This window comes from Pseudidiomarina sp., from assembly GCF_048268165.1.
GTDB lineage: Bacteria > Pseudomonadota > Gammaproteobacteria > Enterobacterales > Alteromonadaceae > Pseudidiomarina.
Genome location: NZ_JBLWWA010000001.1, coordinates 910,357 through 929,376, shown reverse-complemented (window position 1 = coordinate 929,376; position 19,020 = coordinate 910,357). Strand labels below are relative to the sequence as shown.

At 48.2% G+C, this 19,020-nt stretch carries 18 protein-coding genes and 2 tRNA genes; 18 read left to right on the top strand and 2 right to left on the bottom strand.

The annotated features are described in order from the left end of the window. Positions 1-26: 26 nt before the first annotated feature. The 7 genes from dnaJ to greA all read left to right on the top strand — a co-directional run bounded on the left by dnaJ (position 27) and on the right by greA (position 9,287). On the top strand, positions 27-1,169 hold the full coding sequence (gene dnaJ / locus ACN0UY_RS04555) for a molecular chaperone DnaJ (protein ID WP_128351105.1): 1,143 nt from the start codon (positions 27-29) through the stop codon (positions 1,167-1,169). A 24-nt stretch (positions 1,170-1,193) separates the two neighbouring features. Beyond that, positions 1,194-2,006: a M48 family metallopeptidase gene (locus ACN0UY_RS04550; RefSeq protein ID WP_417665549.1), complete on the top strand. Its 813-nt coding sequence runs from the start codon at positions 1,194-1,196 to the stop codon at positions 2,004-2,006. A 175-nt stretch (positions 2,007-2,181) separates the two neighbouring features. After that, a complete protein-coding gene (locus ACN0UY_RS04545) occupies positions 2,182-3,393 on the top strand; it encodes a dicarboxylate/amino acid:cation symporter (RefSeq protein WP_417665548.1) in 1,212 nt (403 codons plus the stop codon). A 56-nt stretch (positions 3,394-3,449) separates the two neighbouring features. Continuing rightward, positions 3,450-4,238, top strand: a complete 789-nt coding sequence (dapB, locus tag ACN0UY_RS04540) for a 4-hydroxy-tetrahydrodipicolinate reductase (RefSeq protein WP_417665547.1) — start codon at positions 3,450-3,452, stop codon at positions 4,236-4,238. Positions 4,239-4,435: 197 nt separating this feature from the next. Then, entirely contained in the window at positions 4,436-5,587 is a 1,152-nt protein-coding gene (gene carA, locus ACN0UY_RS04535) for a glutamine-hydrolyzing carbamoyl-phosphate synthase small subunit (protein ID WP_417665546.1), read from the top strand. Between the two features lie 2 nt (positions 5,588-5,589). Then, positions 5,590-8,814 (top strand): carbamoyl-phosphate synthase large subunit, encoded by a 3,225-nt coding sequence (gene carB, locus ACN0UY_RS04530; RefSeq protein WP_417665545.1) that lies wholly within the window; start codon positions 5,590-5,592, stop codon positions 8,812-8,814. Then, positions 8,811-9,287, top strand: a complete 477-nt coding sequence (greA, locus tag ACN0UY_RS04525; protein ID WP_339878227.1) for a transcription elongation factor GreA — start codon at positions 8,811-8,813, stop codon at positions 9,285-9,287. The genes carB and greA overlap by 4 nt, the downstream gene beginning before the upstream one ends. Positions 9,288-9,315: 28 nt before the next feature. Here greA and ACN0UY_RS04520 read toward each other — a convergent pair whose 3' ends face one another. After that, a complete protein-coding gene (locus ACN0UY_RS04520; RefSeq protein WP_417665544.1) occupies positions 9,316-9,585 on the bottom strand; it encodes a helix-turn-helix domain-containing protein in 270 nt (89 codons plus the stop codon). A gap of 81 nt (positions 9,586-9,666) precedes the next feature. Here ACN0UY_RS04520 and ACN0UY_RS04515 point away from each other — a divergent pair, with 81 nt between their 5' ends. After that, on the top strand, positions 9,667-10,221 hold the full coding sequence (locus ACN0UY_RS04515) for a helix-turn-helix domain-containing protein (RefSeq protein ID WP_417665543.1): 555 nt from the start codon (positions 9,667-9,669) through the stop codon (positions 10,219-10,221). 9 nt (positions 10,222-10,230) lie between these two features. Here the strand turns inward: ACN0UY_RS04515 and yhbY are convergent, their stop codons facing one another. Further along, positions 10,231-10,539 (bottom strand): ribosome assembly RNA-binding protein YhbY, encoded by a 309-nt coding sequence (yhbY, locus tag ACN0UY_RS04510; RefSeq protein WP_417665542.1) that lies wholly within the window; start codon positions 10,537-10,539, stop codon positions 10,231-10,233. An 81-nt stretch (positions 10,540-10,620) separates the two neighbouring features. Between yhbY and rlmE the strand changes: the two genes are divergently transcribed. The 10 genes from rlmE (at position 10,621) to nusA (ending at position 19,016) form a co-directional block, all read left to right on the top strand. Further along, on the top strand, positions 10,621-11,247 hold the full coding sequence (rlmE, locus tag ACN0UY_RS04505; protein WP_128351095.1) for a 23S rRNA (uridine(2552)-2'-O)-methyltransferase RlmE: 627 nt from the start codon (positions 10,621-10,623) through the stop codon (positions 11,245-11,247). Between the two features lie 45 nt (positions 11,248-11,292). After that, positions 11,293-13,221 carry an ATP-dependent zinc metalloprotease FtsH gene (gene ftsH / locus ACN0UY_RS04500; protein ID WP_417665541.1) on the top strand — a complete coding sequence of 643 codons (1,929 nt, stop codon included), beginning with the start codon at positions 11,293-11,295 and terminating at the stop codon, positions 13,219-13,221. A 60-nt stretch (positions 13,222-13,281) separates the two neighbouring features. Further along, positions 13,282-14,100, top strand: a complete 819-nt coding sequence (gene folP, locus ACN0UY_RS04495) for a dihydropteroate synthase (RefSeq protein ID WP_417665540.1) — start codon at positions 13,282-13,284, stop codon at positions 14,098-14,100. Continuing rightward, positions 14,097-15,437 (top strand): phosphoglucosamine mutase, encoded by a 1,341-nt coding sequence (gene glmM / locus ACN0UY_RS04490; protein ID WP_339878240.1) that lies wholly within the window; start codon positions 14,097-14,099, stop codon positions 15,435-15,437. Before folP ends, glmM begins: the two co-directional genes overlap by 4 nt. 90 nt (positions 15,438-15,527) lie before the next feature. Then, the gene (gene tpiA / locus ACN0UY_RS04485) at positions 15,528-16,292 is read left to right on the top strand and encodes a triose-phosphate isomerase (protein ID WP_417665539.1); all 765 of its coding nucleotides are present in this window, start codon (positions 15,528-15,530) and stop codon (positions 16,290-16,292) included. Between the two features lie 3 nt (positions 16,293-16,295). Further along, positions 16,296-16,622: a preprotein translocase subunit SecG gene (gene secG, locus ACN0UY_RS04480; RefSeq protein ID WP_128351090.1), complete on the top strand. Its 327-nt coding sequence runs from the start codon at positions 16,296-16,298 to the stop codon at positions 16,620-16,622. Positions 16,623-16,647: 25 nt separating this feature from the next. Continuing rightward, positions 16,648-16,732 (top strand) — tRNA-Leu (locus ACN0UY_RS04475). A 64-nt stretch (positions 16,733-16,796) separates the two neighbouring features. Further along, a tRNA-Met gene (locus tag ACN0UY_RS04470) sits at positions 16,797-16,873 on the top strand. 190 nt (positions 16,874-17,063) lie between these two features. Then, positions 17,064-17,492 carry a ribosome maturation factor RimP gene (rimP, locus tag ACN0UY_RS04465; RefSeq protein WP_417659700.1) on the top strand — a complete coding sequence of 143 codons (429 nt, stop codon included), beginning with the start codon at positions 17,064-17,066 and terminating at the stop codon, positions 17,490-17,492. A gap of 24 nt (positions 17,493-17,516) precedes the next feature. Then, positions 17,517-19,016: a transcription termination factor NusA gene (gene nusA, locus ACN0UY_RS04460; protein ID WP_417665538.1), complete on the top strand. Its 1,500-nt coding sequence runs from the start codon at positions 17,517-17,519 to the stop codon at positions 19,014-19,016. The last annotated feature ends 4 nt before the right edge of the window (positions 19,017-19,020 follow it).

Here is a 19,020-nt window from a genome sequence, read left to right as displayed (position 1 = left end):
TAAAGGAACGTGGAAATCACATAATTATGTCGAAACCAGATTTATACGAAGTGCTGGGTGTCAGCAAAGATGCTAGCGAACGCGACATCAAAAAAGCCTACAAAAAAATGGCGATGAAGTATCACCCTGACCGCACCAAAGGCGACAAAGACCTTGAGACAAAGTTTAAAGAGGTTAAAACCGCCTATGAAGTGCTGATGGATCCACAAAAACGCGCAGCCTATGATCAATACGGACATGCCGCGTTTGAGCAAGGCCAAGGAGGCTTTGGTGGAGGCGGTGGTGCCGCTGATTTTGCGGACATTTTTGGTGATGTGTTCGGTGACATTTTTGGTGGCGGCGGCGGTCGGCGCGGGCGCCCACAAGCGCAGCGCGGTGCTGATTTACGCTACAACCTTGAACTGAATTTAGAAGATGCTGTACGCGGCAAAGAAGTTGAACTGAAAATTCCTAAGCTGAGCACCTGTGAAGACTGTGACGGCAGTGGGGCAAAAGCCGGCAGCTCAGCAGAAACCTGTGGTCACTGTCATGGTTCAGGCCAAATCCAAATGCGCCAAGGTTTCTTTGCGGTGCAGCAACCTTGTCCACATTGCCGTGGTCGTGGCAAAGTGATCAAAGATCCGTGCCGCACGTGTCATGGTGATGGTCGCGTAGAGCGTACCAAAACCTTGTCAGTGAAAATTCCTGCCGGTGTCGATACAGGTGACCGTATTCGCTTGAATGGCGAGGGTGAAGCAGGTGAAATGGGTGCTCCATCAGGTGATTTGTATGTGCAAGTACATGTACGTGAACATCCAATCTTCGCGCGCGACGGAAATAACCTATACTGTGAAGTACCTTTAAGTTTTACGCGAGCTGCGCTTGGTGGTGAAATTGAAGTGCCAACGCTTGAAGGTAAAGTGAAATTGAAGGTGCCGGCCGAAACTCAAACTGGCAAGTTGTTCCGCCTGCGCGGTAAAGGTGTGAAGTCTGTTCGTTCAGGCGCGGTAGGCGATTTGATTTGCAAGGTAGTGATTGAAACGCCAGTGAACCTTTCAGAAAGCCAGCGTAATTTGCTCAATGAGCTGGAAGAGTCGATGGGAACTGGTGAAGAAGCCGGTAAGTATCGGCCCAAAGAAAAGGGTTTTTTTGACGGAGTTCGCCAGTTTTTTGACGATCTCCGCTCGTAAGATAAACGGGTACACGGAGGGGTTATGCTGAAATGGACTAAAATTGGATTAATCGCACTGGGCTGTAGCGCAGTTTTAGTTGCTTGTACACAATCGCCGACTGGTCGTAATCAGTTAATGCTGTACTCAAGCGGGCAACTGGCATCACTTGGCGACGACAGCTATGCGCAATTAAAATCCAAGGAAAAAATTAGTACCGATGCGGCAACTAACGCCTACGTGCGCTGTATTACGGACGACTTAATTTCAGTATTACCTACCCCGTGGCGTGATAAACAGTGGGATGTCACGGTTTTCGACAGTGAGCAGGTAAACGCTTTTGCGCTTCCGGGCGAAAACATTGGCGTGTATACAGGTTTGTTGAAAGTGACGGAAAACCGTGACCAACTTGCCGCTGTTATTGGACACGAGATTGCTCACGTGATTGCTGATCATGGTAACGAGCGGATGTCCAATCAAATGGCTGTAGGCCTTGGTTTACAAGTCGGCTCAGTGATTGCGGCAACACAACTGGAAGACGATACTGCGGCGATTGTTATGGCTGCTTTAGGTATTGGCGCGCAAGTTGGGGTGTTGTTGCCGTACTCACGTGTTCACGAGAGTGAATCGGATCAGTTAGGTATGGATTATATGGCCGCGGCGGGTTACAACCCTGCTCAAGCAGCCAATTTGTGGCGTAATATGGCGCAAGTTGGTGGTGCCAGTGGTCCTGAATTCTTATCCACGCATCCATCCCCACAATCGCGCATTCAAGCGATTGAGGCTTACGCACCTAAGCTACAAACCATCTATCAAAAAGCGCGCGCGAATCGTCGCACGCCTTTGTGCTCTATGTAACCCAACGGTGTTATTCTCAATTACAACCCAGCGTTCTGCGCTGGGTTGTTTGTTTATGGATGCCGATAAAACTTCTTGGTTATAAGTCATACCAAATTGAACTAAATCATAGGCGGCTGCGTTAGTACAATACAAAGCAAAGCGAACGTACGAACAACGTACTTACAGAGGTGTTATGTTTAAAGCTTGGTTTGCAATCCCATTTTGGCAGCGTGTGCTTGGTGCCTTTGCTGTTGGTGTGATAATTGGCGTGGTTCAGCCCGAAATTGCGCAATCGTTGCGGCCTTTAGGCACGTTGTTTATCAACGCCTTGAAAATGTTGGTTGCACCATTAATTTTCACCGCTATCGTCAGTGCAATCCTGCAACTGGGTGGGGGCGAGCGTGCTGGGAAAATCGGTATAAAAACCATTGGCTTGTTCTTATTGACCGCCGTAATTGCCAGCTTGATAGGGCTTGCGGTTGGGCAGTTACTTAATGTCACCCCATCGCCAGATCTTGTTGCTGACAGTGGTTATGTTCCCAAAGTTGTTCCGGGGCCAATCGAGGTGTTGCTGAGCTTCGTGCCAACCAATCCTTTCGCTGCGCTAGCCGACGGCAATGTTATCCAAATCGTGGTGTTCGCCGCATTAGTGGGCGTTGCAATCAATCAGCTAGGCGATGTAGCTAAGCCGCTGGGTGATGCGATAAAAGCTGGCGCGCAAGTCATGTACCGAATTACCAAAATGGTATTAGAGCTGACGCCATTTGGTGTTTTAGGATTGATGGCCTGGGTGGTTGGGCATTATGGTTTGTCGAGCTTGACGCCGTTGGCTGCATTCATAGGTGCAATATATTTAGCGTGTTTACTTCATATTGTGTTTGTGTACGGCACGATGGTGCGGTTAGCTGGCATGTCGCCTTGGTTTTTCTTTAAATCGATATTTTCGGCTCAACTGGTGGCGTTCACAACCTGCAGTAGCTTTGGCACAATCCCGGCCGCGCATCAGGCGATAACTGAAAAGCTGGGCGTGAAGAAAGAATATGCGAGTTTCGTGTTACCGCTTGGTGCAACTATTAACATGGACGGGTGCGGCGGTATTTATCCTGCAATTGCTGCTATTTTCATTGCACAAATCTATGGTATTCCTCTTGATTGGGCTGATTACTTGCTCATTACGCTAACTGCAACTTTAGCGTCTGTCGGTACTGCTGGAGTGCCGGGCACTGCCATGGTTATGTTGACGGTAACCTTAAATGCAATTGGCTTGCCACTTGAAGGCATTGCCTTTATTGCGGCAATAGATCGCATAATTGATATGGCACGAACGGCGACCAATGTCACAGGGGATATGGCTGTGTCCGTGGTATTGGGGAAAGAACGTGAGTCGTTAAAGGGTTATAGCTAATCCGGGTGAGCTTCGCTAAACTCTCACTAACGATTAGCGATTAACGACGAGGTTTTATGAATGTAGGAATTCTAGGGGCCAGCGGGCGTATGGGACAGGCCGTTATTGCAGCTGCAAAGCAGGCAGGATTGAATGTTGCTGCTGCAATAGTTAGTGATCAGTCCGAACACCTTGGGCAACCGGTATTCGCTTCACTGCATTATCAAACACTCAGTGAGCTTGTCCCCCAGCAAGTTGATGTGCTGATTGACTTTTCGCTACCGCAGGCACTGACGGGTAATTTGCAGTATGCACAGCGGTTACAACTGCCAATCGTTATTTGCTCCACCGGGCTAACCGCCCAGCAACACCAAGCTATTGATGCTGCGGCGCAGCACATACCTGTTTTATATGCCGCGAATACCAGCGTTGGTATCACCTTACTGCAACAACTGGTGAAACTAACCAGCGCGGCACTGCCTAGTTGCGATATCGAAATTATTGAAGCGCACCATAGTGCTAAACGTGACGCGCCGTCTGGTACCGCATTGGTTCTTGGTGAGAGTGCGGCCGAAGGTCGCGGTAAATCTTTGCATCAAGTGTCGGCGGGGATTCGTGGTGACGGTATTCGTGAACCAGGTAGTATCGGCTTTTCCGTAATTCGTGCCGGCGATATCATTGGCGAACACAGTGTATTATTCGCGCAGCCGGGTGAACGTATCGAGTTAACGCACAAAGTGGGTAATCGGAATATTTTTGCACAAGGCGCGGTGCAAGCAGCACAGTGGCTAGTCAAGCAATCAAGAGGGCGGTATGCGATGGCCGATATGCTGGCTTTGAATACACTTTTGAAACAATTGGCTTAGCTTAAAACAGCGTGATTTTTCAGTTTACCCAAGGCCGTATTTTCTGTAGAATACGATCAATTTGCCGGTAACTTTCAGGCAAGCTGAAACGCGCACTCCACTGGTATTCATTGAATGAATATCCGACGCTGGTGCAAGGTAATCAACGGGGAAGTCATTATTTGATTCACCCGTTTTTTTATGTACGGAGGTTAACCTTGAGTATTCTAGCGAGCCACTCAGCAAGTAAAGCCATTTTGGTGCTTGCCGATGGGACTGTTTTTCACGGCACGGCGATTGGCGCCGGCGGTACCGCAGTTGGTGAAGTTGTCTTTAACACCGCCATGACCGGTTACCAAGAAATTCTCACCGACCCCTCCTACGCAGAACAGATCGTCACTCTTACTTATCCCCACATCGGCAATTACGGTACCAATCACGAAGATGAAGAATCGAATCGTGTTTGGGCGAAAGGTCTGATTATTCGTGACCTGTCGTTAAAGGCAAGTAACTTCCGTGGCGAGCAGTCGCTAGGGGATTATTTACGCCAACGCAATGTGGTTGGCATCGCCGATATTGATACCCGTAAGTTAACCCGTATTTTGCGCGAGAAAGGTGCGCAGAACGGTTGCATTATTGCAGGTAATCTCGCCGGTGAAATTGACGCGGAAAAAGCGCTTGAGCTGGCACAGCAGTTTCCTGGCTTAAAAGGTCTGGATTTAGCCAAAGAAGTTAGCATTCGCACGCCGGTTGAGTGGACCAGCAAGAGTTGGAAACTTGGCCAGGGCTTCAGCGAATTAAGCGACGCGAAATTCCATGTGGTTGCCTATGATTATGGGTGTAAACGCAATATTTTAAGAATGTTGGCGGACCGTGGTTGTAAGGTGACATTGGTACCGGCGCAAACGTCTGCCAAAGATGTACTGGCGATGAAACCGGATGGCGTGTTCTTGTCTAATGGCCCCGGTGACCCTGAGCCGTGCGATTACGCAATCACCGCAATTCAAGAACTGATTGAGGCGAAAATGCCGATATTTGGTATTTGCCTTGGCCACCAACTGTTAGCGTTAGCCAGTGGCGCAAAAACGACTAAGATGAAGCTTGGCCACCATGGGGCTAACCACCCAGTGCAAGACTTAGTCACGCGACGCGTGATGATTACCAGTCAAAACCATGGCTTTGCGGTTGATGAAGCAAGTTTGCCGGAAAATATTAAAGCAACGCACAAGTCGCTCTTTGACGGTACTCTGCAAGGTATTGAACGTACTGATGTGAAAGCATTTAGTTTTCAAGGTCATCCGGAAGCAAGCCCGGGGCCGAACGATGCCGCACCGTTATTTGACCACTTTATTGAATTGATGAGCCAGTAACTATGCCAAAACGTACCGATATCAAAAGCATTCTGATTATTGGCGCTGGCCCGATTGTTATCGGCCAGGCCTGTGAATTCGACTACTCTGGCGCTCAAGCATGTAAAGCGCTGCGCGAAGAAGGTTACCGGGTCATTTTGGTGAACTCTAACCCGGCAACCATCATGACCGACCCTGAAATGGCAGATGTAACCTACATCGAGCCAATTCATTGGGAAGTGGTCGCTAAAATCATCGAAGTTGAGCGCCCTGACGCGGTATTGCCAACTATGGGTGGGCAAACAGCATTGAACTGTGCACTTGAGCTGGATAAGCATGGTGTACTGGAAAAATACAACGTAGAAATGATCGGTGCCAACGCTGATGCTATCGATAAAGCGGAAGACCGTGATCGTTTCGATAAAGCAATGAAAGCTATTGGGCTGGAAACGCCGAATGCAAAAGTTGCACGCAGCTTACAGCAAGCCTTTGAAATTCAGGAAGAATTTGGCTTTCCGCTGATTATTCGCCCTAGCTTCACCATGGGCGGTAGTGGTGGTGGTATTGCCTATAACCGCGAAGAATTTGAAGAAATTTGCCGCCGCGGTTTAGATTTATCACCAACCAAAGAGCTGTTGATTGACCAGTCGTTGATTGGTTGGAAAGAATATGAAATGGAAGTGGTGCGCGACAAAGCGGACAACTGCATTATTGTTTGCGCAATTGAAAATTTCGATGCCATGGGCATCCATACCGGTGATTCAATCACCGTTGCACCGTCGCAAACGCTGTCTGATAAAGAATACCAGTTGATGCGTGATGCAGCGATGGCAGTATTGCGCGAAATTGGCGTTGAAACCGGTGGCTCAAACGTACAGTTTGGTGTCGACCCAGATACTGGGCGCATGGTTATTATTGAAATGAACCCGCGAGTATCTCGCTCATCGGCGCTAGCCTCGAAAGCGACAGGTTTCCCAATCGCCAAAGTGGCGGCGAAACTCGCTGTTGGCTATACCCTTGATGAACTCGAAAATGAAATTACGGGCGGTGTAACGCCTGCGTCGTTCGAGCCTGCGCTTGACTATGTGGTTACTAAGATACCGCGCTTTAATTTTGAAAAATTTGCGGGATGCAACGACCGCCTAACGACCCAGATGAAGTCAGTGGGTGAGGTGATGGCAATTGGTCGTAACCAGCAAGAGTCAATGCAAAAAGCTTTACGTGGTTTGGAAATCGGCGTGTCAGGGTTTGACCCGATGGTTGATCCGAATGACCCTGAAGCGCGCGGTAAAGTTATTCGCGAACTGAAAGAACCAGGCGCCGAGCGTATCTTCTATATTGCTGATGCATTTCGCTTGGGTATGACAGTGCGTGAAGTGTTTGAACTGACGCGCATTGATGAGTGGTACTTAATTCAGATAGAAGAAATTGTGCTGCTCGAAGACGAAATTCAGAAGCTTGGCATGGTTGGCCTTGATGAACACGTATTGCGTTTATTAAAGCGTAAAGGCTTTGCCGACAAGCGCATTGCCGACCTACTTGATGTGGCTGAAACTGAAGTGCGTCGCCGTCGTAACGAGCTGAATATTCACCCGGTATACAAGCGCGTTGATACCTGTGCAGCAGAATTCCGTTCAGACACGGCATATATGTATTCTACCTACGACGAAGAGTGCGAAGCAGCGCCGAGCGACCGTGACAAGATCATGGTTATCGGTGGCGGGCCTAACCGGATTGGTCAAGGTATTGAATTTGACTATTGTTGTGTTCATGCGGCGCTGGCGCTGCGTGAAGATGGCTATGAAACCATCATGGTGAACTGTAATCCAGAGACGGTCTCAACGGACTATGACACCTCAGATCGCTTGTACTTTGAGCCGATTACTCTGGAAGATGTTCTGGAAATTGTTCGTGTTGAAAAACCCAAAGGCGTCATTGTGCAGTATGGCGGTCAAACGCCACTGAAATTGGCTCGTGAGCTTGAAGCGAATGGCGTGCCAATTATTGGTACATCGCCTGACGCGATTGACCGTGCGGAAGACCGCGAGCGTTTCCAAAGTGCCGTGACACGGTTGGGTTTAAAGCAGCCTGAAAATGCGACGGTAACGAAGGTTGACCAGGCATTGCGCGAAGCCGAGCGTATTGGTTATCCGTTGGTTGTGCGTCCTTCATACGTGTTGGGCGGCCGCGCCATGGAAATCGTTTACGATGAAGTTGACTTACTTCGTTACTTAACCGACGCGGTGAAGGTTTCAAATTCAGCCCCGGTGCTGTTAGACCGTTTCCTTGATAACGCCATTGAAGTGGACGTTGATGCCATCTGTGACGGCACCGATGTACTGATTGGCGGTATCATGCAGCATATTGAGCAAGCCGGTGTGCACTCTGGCGATTCAGCCTGCTCATTACCTCCTTATTCGTTAAGCGATAAGATTCAAGATGAGTTGCGTGATCAAATGCGTAAACTGGCATTTGAGTTGGGCGTTAATGGCTTGATGAACGCGCAGTTTGCGATAAAAGATGATGAAATCTATCTGATTGAAGTGAACCCGCGTGCAGCACGTACTGTGCCGTTTGTTTCCAAAGCTACGGGTTTGCCACTGGCGAAGATTGCAGCACGGGTGATGGTCGGTCAGTCACTGGCGCAACAGGGGTATACGGAAGAAGTTATCCCGCCATACTATTCTGTGAAAGAAGTGGTTATCCCGTTCGCTAAGTTCCAAGGTGTGGATCCAATCCGTGGCCCAGAAATGCGCTCAACCGGCGAGGTTATGGGTGTTGGTGAAAGCTTTGAAGAAGCTTATGCGAAAGCCAATTTAGGTGCCGGTGAAGCGCTGGCGAAAGCTGGTAAAGCGTTGTTGTCAGTGCGTGACGGCGACAAAGCTCGCTTATTTGACTTGGCACGTGGCCTTATCGGGCTTGGCTTTAGTCTGGAAGCGACACGCGGCACCGCAAAATTACTCAAAGACGATGGTATAGCGTGCTCTGTGGTCAACAAGCTGCAGGAAGGCCGGCCGAATATTGTTGATGCAATTAAGAACGGCGAGTACAGTTACATTATTAATACAGTTGAAGGGCGTCAGGCGATTGAAGACTCAGTCTATATTCGTCGTGAAGCACTGTTGAATAAAGTAATCTATACCACAACATTAAACGCAGCGTTTGCAACTGTGAAAGCGAATACGGCAGATGACCGTGCACGCGTCAATTCGTTGCAGGCACTGCATAAAAGGGTTTTAGAACGATGAATCAAATTCCAATGACTACCCACGGCGCAGAAATGTTGCGGGTAGAATTGAAACGCTTAAAAACAGAAGATCGACCGCGTATTATTCAGGCTATTTCTGATGCGCGTGAGCATGGCGATCTCAAAGAAAATGCCGAGTACCATGCGGCACGTGAACAACAAGGATTTTGTGAAGGACGGATTCAAGAAATTGAAGCTAAATTGTCCAATGCGCAAATCATTGATGTCACCAAAGTACCCAACCAAGGCAAAGTCATTTTTGGGGCTACTGTGACACTCTATAACACAGTGACCGAAAAGGAAGTTACCTATCGTATTGTGGGTGATGACGAGGCTGACATTAAGCAAAACCTTATTTCAATCAATTCGCCGATAGCGCGCGCACTGATTGGTAAAGGCATTGACGATGTCGCACGAGTCAACACACCAAACGGTGAAGTTGAATACGAAGTGGTGAACGTCGCTTACATTTAACCGTTTGAACGTACTTTCTTAGTATGTGTTAACCCTTCAACAGCGCGACCAGTTCGCGCTGTTTTTGTTTGCGTTGCTCGCTCGTTAAAGGCTTTTGATGATACGCCTCAACATCAGGAAAAACGACTTCAATGTCCTCGCCTAATGCTTTCGAAATTGCCAATGCTACCGGTTGTGAGCGTGCTTTACGGGACGCAACTTTGGACACCAGAGAAGGGCTCTTCCCAAGTGCTTCGGCAATCATCGAAAAATCGAATCCACGCCGCATTAATTCCTTTTTGATTTGTTTACTGTCCATCAGGTATAGTGCTTCTTGTTCAATGGTAGTGAATAATTAATTCACAGAGAGTTCCAAAGTTAACTCATATGAAGGCTTTTTATGTCAAATGACGTAAAAAATAACAATATAGTGTCAAATGGCATAACCGCACAAAATAGACCACAGACAACGCTCAAAAGCAACCTTGATTTACCTGATGTGGATACCTGTATGGCGCGGTTAGCACTGGTATCACAGCAAAAGTCGGCGAGTGCGATCATGCGTTGGTTGGGGCTTCCACCAAGTACGCATAGCAATTGGAAACGCAGAAACTCGGTGAATTATGATCGTGTTGTAGAAGGATTGCTGCGACATAACGTGTCGTTAGATTGGTTTTTCGCGCCCAGCACCGATTTGTTTTACCCCAATGTGAGTTCTGTTGTGAGTGAAACCGGAACCGAGTATCAATCAAATGAAGCCGTGAGCATAACGATTAAGGCTCTCGAGCATGTTGAGCCGATTATGCAGCACTATAAGGTCAAAATGACCGAGCAAAATCGTCAGATAATGGCTGAAACTTTTTTGAAACGGCGAGGCGAAGGGATGTTACTGGACACTGCGCTACGCCAAGTGGCAATTGCATTGGCGACAGCGCAGGGTAATGCAGAGAAGTAGTCTAACCGGTTAGCTGCGTGGCAGTTTAATTTTGCCCGCTGAACTCGGCTTATACAGCGTTAAAATCTTACCAACAACTTGAACTCTGGTGCCGCCCGTATGCGCAACGATAGTTGCGTAGACTTGCTCGCGCAATTCCCGATCTTCATCCGGTACTTTTATTTTAATGAGCTCGTGATGCTCTAGGGCCAGTTCGATTTCTGCCATGACCCCTTCAGTCAGACCATTAGCGCCTAATAAGACGACCGGTTTTAACGAATGAGCCAACGATTTTAGGTGTTGTTTCTGTTTATTGCTTAAGGTTACGGCCGTTGCCATGTAATATATCCCATCAATTGACTTGAATTTTCGCTATTCTACCGCCATCTGGGTAGAAGAAGCCAGTTTGGTAAGAGAAACATGACAAAAAAACGCTCCGCCAGCAGTACGCGCTGGTTACAAGAACACTTTAGCGATCATTATGTACAGAAAGCGCAAAAAAAGGGGTATCGCTCCCGTGCAGTGTTTAAAATAGAAGAGATTCAGCAACGTGACCGAATTTTAAAACAAGGTCAGACGGTGGTTGATCTTGGCGCAGCGCCCGGTGGTTGGTCACAGTTTGTGGTAGACAGCCTACACGGTAATTGCGAAGTTATTGCTTGCGACATTTTACCGATGGACCCAATCGCAGGGGTCGACTTTCTTGAAGGCGATTTTTGTGACGAAGAAGTTTTAGCTGCGTTGTTGAGCCGAATCGGCGGCAAAAACGTAGATGTTGTATTATCCGATATGGCGCCCAATATGAGCGGTAATGACAATGTTGATCAACCGCGCTCAATGTATCTTGTTGAATTGGCATTAGATATGTGTCATCAGGTACTGAAACCAAACGGCAGTTTCGTCGTCAAAGTATTTCAGGGGCAAGGGTTTGAAGAGTTTTTGAAAGATTTACGTGCGGCATTCACCACGGTGAAAACCCGCAAACCTGATTCATCACGAGCGCGTTCTCGTGAGGTGTATCTGGTAGCGACCGGTTACAAACTGTAGTACTCTGTAAGGCGTGCTACAAATGCAAACAAGAGGTAGTCAGCTTTGAGCGATATGGCAAAGAATCTCATACTATGGCTCGTAATAGCTGTAGTTTTAATGACTGTGTTTAACAACTTCAGTCAAAGCGGCAGCACTAGCCAGCAAGTGCCCTACAGCCAGTTTATTAGCCAAGTGCATAACGGTGGCGTAAGCAAGGTTGATATTGATGGGCGGGTGATTACTGCGCAAGGGCGTAGTGGTGAGCCGTTCACTACGGTCGTGCCGACACAATATGATCCGAAACTATTGGACGACTTGCTAGAGAACAACGTTGAAGTAAACGGCAAGCTGCCAGAAGAGCCAAGTATGTTGGCTCAAATCTTCATTTCGTGGTTCCCCATGATTTTGCTGATTGGCGTGTGGATATTTTTCATGCGACAAATGCAAGGTGGTGGCGGTGGTCGCGGCGCGATGTCGTTTGGCAAAAGCAAAGCGCGCTTGATGAGCGAAGACCAGATTAAAACAACATTCGCTGATGTGGCTGGTTGTGACGAAGCCAAAGAAGAAGTCAGTGAGTTGGTTGATTACTTGAAAGACCCAAGCCGTTTCCAACATCTTGGTGGTAAAATACCGACTGGGGTGCTGATGGTAGGTCCTCCAGGTACAGGTAAGACCTTGTTGGCGAAAGCGATTGCCGGTGAAGCACGGGTGCCTTTCTTCTCGATTTCAGGTTCTGATTTCGTAGAAATGTTTGTTGGTGTGGGTGCTTCGCGTGTGCGTGATATGTTTGAACAAGCTAAAAAAGCTGCACCATGCATAATCTTCATTGATGAGATTGATGCGGTAGGACGTCAACGTGGCGCCGGTTTGGGCGGCGGTCATGATGAGCGCGAGCAAACATTGAACCAAATGTTAGTCGAAATGGATGGCTTTGAAGGCAATGAAGGCATTATCGTTATTGCTGCAACAAACCGTCCAGACGTATTAGACCCTGCGTTGTTGCGCCCTGGTCGCTTTGACCGTCAAGTGATGGTCGGCTTGCCGGATGTGCGTGGACGTGAACAAATTCTTAAAGTGCATATGCGTAAAGTCCCGCTGGGCAAAGACGTAGAAGCCTCGGTGATTGCGCGTGGTACGCCAGGGTTCTCGGGTGCTGATTTAGCCAACCTAGTTAACGAAGCGGCTTTGTTCGCAGCGCGTGGTAACAAGAAAGTTGTTGCCATGGAAGAGTTTGAAAAAGCCAAAGATAAAATCATGATGGGCGCGGAGCGTCGGTCAATGGTGATGACTGAAGAAGAAAAAGCCATGACCGCCTACCATGAAGCTGGTCACGCTATTGTTGGGCGATTGGTGCCTGAGCACGACCCTGTTTATAAAGTATCTATTATACCGCGTGGGCGTGCTTTAGGGGTTACCATGTACTTGCCTGAGCAAGACCGTGTTAGTCATTCTAAGCAGCACCTGGAAAGTATGATTTCGAGTTTGTTCGGGGGCCGTTTGGCGGAGCAAATCATCTATGGCGATGAAAAAGTTACCACCGGCGCTTCGAATGACATTGAGCGCGCAACCCAAATAGCTCGCAAAATGGTGACTCAGTGGGGTTTATCCGAAAAAATGGGGCCATTGCTCTATGCGGAAGATGAAAACGAAGTGTTCTTAGGCCGCTCGGTAACGCAACATAAGCACATGTCTGATGATACTGCGCGCGCCATCGACCAAGAAGTGAAGCTGTTTATTGATCGCAACTACGATCGTGCAAAACGCATCTTGGAAGAGAACGTCGACATCTTGCATACCATGAAAGATGCGTTAATGAAGTATGAAACCATTGACGCAGACCAGATTGATGACCTGATGAATCGTCGTGACGTGCGTGAGCCACGCGACTGGCAAAAGCGTGACAACAACAAGTCGGGTGGTGATGACGGTGAGTCTGAAGTCAGCAAACCGGTGCCAACAAATAAACCAGCTGGAGATTCTCCAGCCAGTTAAGAAATAATAAGAAGCCCCGTGATTCGGGGCTTTTTTTTGAGTGAACACAGGTACGAAGTTATGTCGGATACACGCACAAATATTGAAGTTATGGGGATATTAAACGCAACGCCTGATTCGTTTTCAGACGGCGGTAAGTTTAATCAGGTTGATCGGGCACTTTATCAAGCCGAACAAATGGTTGCTGATGGTGCTGCATGGCTTGATATTGGCGGCGAATCAACGCGCCCAGGAAGTGGGGGCGTAAGCGCGCACGAAGAGCTCGAGCGGGTTATCCCTATTGTGGACAAGCTACGTGAGAATTTTGATGTGTCGCTGTCAGTCGACACGTACAAGACTGCCGTTATGGCGGAAGCACTTAAATATGGCGTGCGGATGATTAATGATATTAATGCACTGCGCGATGAGGGGGCTGAGTTGTTGTTAGCTACGAGACCGGACGTTAAAGTGTGTCTGATGCACATGCAAGGCGAGCCACGTACCATGCAGCACGAGCCACGCTATGATGACGTGGTGGTGGAAGTAAAACAGTTTCTAGATGCGCGTGTACGCGCTTGTGTGAAAGCTGGCATACAAAAAAATAATATATATCTCGATCCGGGCTTTGGATTTGGTAAGTCTGTCAGGCATAATTACCAGCTGTTACAACGCTTACAAGCGTTCCATGAGCTACAACTGCCATTGCTAATTGGTATGTCGCGCAAATCTATGGTTGGTCAAGTTACCAACCGTGAGGTGAGTGAACGCTTAGCAGGTAGCATTGCAGCGGCAACGATTGCCGCGATGAAAGGGGCACAGATTATTCGTGTGCATGATGTCAAGGAAACGGTTGATGCAATGAAAGTTGTTGCAGCAACCTTGGCTGGAGAATTCGCTTGAGTGAGCGTAAATATTTTGGCACTGACGGGGTTCGTGGCCGCGTTGGTGATTTTCCGATTACCCCAGATTTCGCTGTAAAGCTGGGGTGGGCTGCGGGTACCGTATTGTCAGCCAATGGCAACCATCGTGTATTGGTGGGAAAAGACACCCGTTTGTCAGGGTATATGCTGGAGTCAGCACTAGAAGCCGGTTTGTTATCTGCTGGTGTCAGCGTTGAATTTTTGGGCCCGATGCCAACACCCGCGGTTGCCTATTTAACGCGTAATTTCCGCGCAGCAGCCGGAATTGTAATTAGTGCTTCGCATAATCCTTATTACGATAATGGTATTAAATTTTTCTCCGACTCGGGCAGTAAACTGCCGGACAGTGTCGAAGCAGAGATAGAACGTTTATTGGATGAACCAATTCGCTGCGTGCCCTCTGAAAATATGGGCAGAGCCAGCCGCATTGATGACGCACCTGGGCGCTATATCGAATTTTGTAAAAGTGTTTTTCCGTCTGACTTATCACTTAAAGGCTTAAAGATAGTGGTCGATTGCGCACATGGCGCAACTTACCATATTGCCCCCGATGTGCTCAGCGAATTGGGTGCAGACATTTGGGAAATTGGTACAGAGCCAAATGGCGTCAATATCAATGAAAAATGTGGTGCCACCCACCTTGATGCGCTGCGCGCCAAAGTGCTTGAAGTGAAAGCTGACCTCGGTTTTGCGCTTGATGGTGATGGCGACCGAATCATGATGGTAACCGCATCAGGCCGCGTTGTTGATGGCGACGATATTATTTATATTCTGGCGCGTGCGGCACAGCAAGACGGCTTACTGCAAGGCGGTATTGTTGGCACGTTGATGAGTAATTTTGCGCTGGAAAAGTTTTTTACTGATCGCCGCATTCCTTTTGTTCGGGCTAAAGTGGGTGACCGTTACGTGATGGAAGAGTTGGTGAAACGTGATTGGCGTATCGGTGGCGAAAATTCAGGCCACATTATCAACCGTCAATTTCATAGCACCGGTGATGGCATCATTGCAGGTTTGCAAGTACTTACCGCAATGCAACGCGAAGGTCGCAGCCTTGACGACTTGCTGCAAAACTTTACTAAGTTTCCGCAAGCTTTAGTGAATGTCCGTTTCGAAGCTGGAACCGATCCTTTGGCAGCTGACAATGTGCAAGCGGTGGTTACCGAGGTGGAGCAAGCTTTGGGTAACAATGGGCGGGTGCTGTTGCGTAAGTCGGGAACTGAACCGTTAATACGTGTCATGGTAGAAGGCAAAGACGCAAAAACTGTACGCAAATTTGCTGAAGAAATCGCCAGTGAAGTGGAAGCGGCTAGTAATTAATCAGTGAACAACTATTTAAGCATTCACTGCTTGTAACTTGGGGCGAGGTTATGTAATATCTCGCCGCTCTCAATGAAGTCAGAGGTTTAGATGCAACGCCAACCGTTAGTGATTGCTAACTGGAAAATGAACGGCGACCGCTCCTTGGTCGTAACCATGGCTGATGCACTCCGAGACAGTGCCGCACAGCACGCTGGAGTAAGCGTGGTGGTATGTCCACCCGCAGTGTTAATGCCGGCTTGGCAGCAAGCAGCATTCTACGACAACGTGCAGTTAGGCGCGCAAGACGCGAACGAGAACTCGGGCGGTGCCCATACTGGTGAACATAGCCTTGCACTTGTGCAAGAAGCTGGTGCCAGCATGGTTCTTATCGGTCACTCTGAGCGCCGTCAGTTTTATGGTGATAATGCGAAGCGTATTGCAGCGAAAGTTAGCCATGTGCTCGAAAACTCACCGATGACTGCAGTGCTGTGTGTTGGCGAAAGTGCGCAAGAACGTGAGCAACAACGCACGTTTGATGTTGTTGCGCAGCAGTTGAACGAAGCCTTGCAGAACATTGATAGCGCCGAACGTTTAGTGATTGCCTATGAACCGGTTTGGGCAATTGGAACTGGCTTGACCGCTTCGCCGGAACAAGCGCAGGAAGTTCACGCGTTTATACGTAACTGGTTAAATGAAAAATTCGGGCCTTCAGGCGCCAACTTACAGATTTTGTATGGTGGTAGCGTGAAAGCTGATAATGCTGAGCAACTTTTTGCACAAGCTGATATAGATGGTGGTTTGATAGGCGGCGCAAGTTTAGTGCCAGAGCAATTCGTAGCCATCTGCGATGCTGCACAAACCCGGAGTAAGTAAGCTATGTACGAAATATTATTAATTGCCTACTTGATTGTTGCGTTAATCCTAGTTGGTTTCATTATGATTCAACAAGGTAAAGGCGCAGACATGGGCGCTTCATTCGGCGCTGGTTCGTCGAATACTGTATTCGGTTCAGGCGGTTCAGGTAACTTCCTAACGCGTACAACTGCTGTTTTGGCTGTCGTGTTTTTTGTACTGAGTTTGATTCTAGGTAACTTATCCTCAGGCAATGGCGACACCAAAGGTAACTTCGATGAAATTGAAGTACCAGTGGAAGAAGTCCCAGCAGTGCCTACGAACGACAGTGACGTTCCAGGTAGTAACTAAGCATTTAATTGCTAAAAGATTTTTTGCGGATGTGGTGGAATTGGTAGACACGCTATCTTGAGGGGGTAGTGCTTTAGGGCGTGCGGGTTCAAGTCCCGCCATCCGCACCAAATTAGCGACCGGCCACGGTTGCGTTTCCGTTGGAAACCCTTATAATATGGACACGTTTTCGGACGCGGGGTGGAGCAGTCTGGTAGCTCGTCGGGCTCATAACCCGAAGGTCGTAGGTTCAAATCCTGCCCCCGCAACCAATTACAAAAGGGTCCAGTGTTTTAAAAGCCCCGCAGCAGTTCGGGGCTTTTTACTATGTGACCTTTGCTGCGGCAGTTCTACGTATGAGCGTACAACTGAGTGGGCAGTCAACAACACTGGGCGTTTACGCCCTTTTTTTGTTTTTAGGAGTTAGCAAACTTGGCTCGTATTGAAGACCGTTTATTCGACATGATAGAACCTGCTGTTTCAGCACTTGACTATGCCTTATGGGGCGTAGAATTTGTGCGTGCAGGTAAACATTCTACGCTGCGCGTTTATATTGACCATGAAGATGGCGTAAGTGTAGATGACTGTGCAAAAGTCAGTCATCAGGTTAGCGCTATTTTAGACGTTGAAGATCCAATTCAAAGTGAATATTTCCTTGAAGTTTCTTCACCTGGTATGGAACGGCCTTTCTTCAAAGCGGCTCAGTACGCTGACTACCTGGGTGAAACGGCAGCCGTAGAGCTGACCATGGCCCAACAAGGTAAACGTAAATTTAAAGGTGTAATTGCCGCAGTTGATGGCGATTACGTTGAATTCAATATTGATGGCGAAGCGTTTAAAGTAGCGCAGTCATCAATCAAGAAAGCTCATTTAGTTCCTCAGTTTAACTAAGGATTGCGTAGGCGAGGCAAAACAATGGCAAAAGAAATATTATTGGTTGCAGAAGCAGTTTCAAATGAAAAAGATGTTTCAAAAGAAAAGATTTTTGAAGCGCTTGAATCTGCGCTCGCGCACGCAACCAAAAAGAAATACGACGGTGACATCGATGTACGCGTAAGTATTGATCGCCATACCGGTGAATTTGATACCTACCGTCGTTGGTTAGTGGTTGACGATAGCGAGCAACCGCTTGAGCACCCTTATCGCGAAATCAGCTTAGCTGCGGCCCAGTATGAAGACGAAAGTGTTCAAGCGGGTGACTATGTTGAAGAGCAAATTGACTCAATTGAGTTCGACCGCATCACCACGCAAACCGCCAAGCAAGTTATCGTCCAAAAGGTTCGTGAAGCCGAGCGGGCGAAAGTGGTTGATGAATACCAAGATCAAGTTGGCGAATTAGTCAGCGGTATCGTTAAGCGCGCAACGCGCGAGCACGTTATTTTAGATTTAGGTAACAACGCTGAAGCAATTATCTATCGTGAAGACTTGTTGCCACGTGAATCATTCCGCGCTGGTGACCGTTTGCGTGGTTTATTGTTTGAAGTTCGCCCAGAAGCACGTGGTGCACAGTTGTTTATCAGCCGTACCCACCCTGACTTCTTGATTGAACTGTTCCGCATTGAAGTGCCGGAAATCGGCGAAGAAATGATTGAAATCCGTGGTGCGGCGCGTGACCCAGGTTCGCGTGCGAAAATTGCGGTGAAGAGTAACGATCGTCGCATCGACCCAGTCGGTGCTTGTGTGGGTATGCGTGGTGCACGTGTACAAGCCGTTTCGGGCGAGTTAGGTGGCGAGCGCGTTGACATCGTACTGTGGGACGATAACCCAGCACAGTTCGTGATTAATGCCATGGCACCAGCTGAAGTCGCATCGATTGTGGTTGACGAAGAAGCGCACACAATGGACATCGCAGTTGAAGAAGGCAACCTTGCACAAGCTATCGGTAAAGCCGGCCAAAACGTTCGCCTTGCGAGCCAGTTAACGGGTTGGCAGCTGAATGTCATGTCGGTTGACGAATTTAATGAGAAGAACCAAGCCGAAGCGCAAAAAGTGCTCGATTTGTTTACGTCGAAGTTAGGTATCGATGAAGATTTCGCTGGTGTATTGGTGGATGAAGGCTTCTCAACCTTAGAAGAAATCGCGTATGTACCAGTTGACGAGCTGTTAGATATTGAAGGTATGGACGAGGACATCGTTGAAGAATTACGTAGCCGTGCGAAAGGCGTGTTAACAACACAAGCCTTGGCCAACGAAGAGTCGTTAGAAAGTGCTGAGCCAGATGAAACACTACTGAACCTTGAAGGTTTAGATCGTCATTTGGCTTTCGTATTTGCAAGTCACGGTATCGTCACCTTAGAAGACCTTGCTGAGCAAGGTATTGATGATTTGGCCGATATTGACGAACTAACCGCAGAGCGAGCAGGCGAGCTGATTATGCAAGCGCGTAACATCTGCTGGTTCGGTAATGAAGAATAAGATC